The organism is Paenibacillus farraposensis, assembly GCF_020736845.1.
Lineage (GTDB): Bacteria > Bacillota > Bacilli > Paenibacillales > Paenibacillaceae > Paenibacillus > Paenibacillus farraposensis.
On record NZ_JAFFQR010000049.1, the window covers coordinates 1 to 554 of the forward strand.

Sequence of the window (554 nt, forward strand, 5' to 3'; positions counted from 1 at the left end):
ACCTCGCCCAGCTCGATCCGGTAGCCCCGGATTTTCACCTGATGATCGATCCGGCCCAGATATTCGATGTTCCCGTCCGGCATCCATCTCGCCAAATCGCCTGTACGGTACATCCGCTCATAGCCTGCTTCGCCACCGGCAAACGGATCGGCGACGAATTTTTCCGCCGTCAGTTCCGGTCGGTTCAGATACCCACGGGCTACGCCCACACCGCCGATGCACAGCTCGCCTGCAACCCCGATCGGCTGCAGCCGCTCCGTTCCTTCCTTCACGATGTACAGACGGATGTTCTGAATCGGTTTTCCGATCGGAATCACCGCATATTCCTCTCCTGGCTCGCAGTCGAAGTACGATACGTCCACGGTCGCCTCTGTCGGTCCGTACAGGTTGATCAGCTTCGCTCCAGCCAGGCTCGGCACAAGCCGCTGGAACCGGGCCACATGCTGCGGCGGCAACGCTTCGCCGCTGGCAAATACGTAGCGCAGCGTGCCCAGCTTCGCCTGCATCACTTCCCGTGGCTGCTGCTCCACATATTCCAGGAACGCATGCAGCAT

Annotated in this window: 1 protein-coding gene; it reads right to left on the minus strand. The window is 60.5% G+C overall.

Going from position 1 to position 554, the window contains the following annotated elements:
- The coding region (locus tag JO375_RS08615) for an AMP-binding protein (RefSeq protein ID WP_229524081.1) at positions 1 to 554 on the minus strand (554 nt) is incomplete at both ends.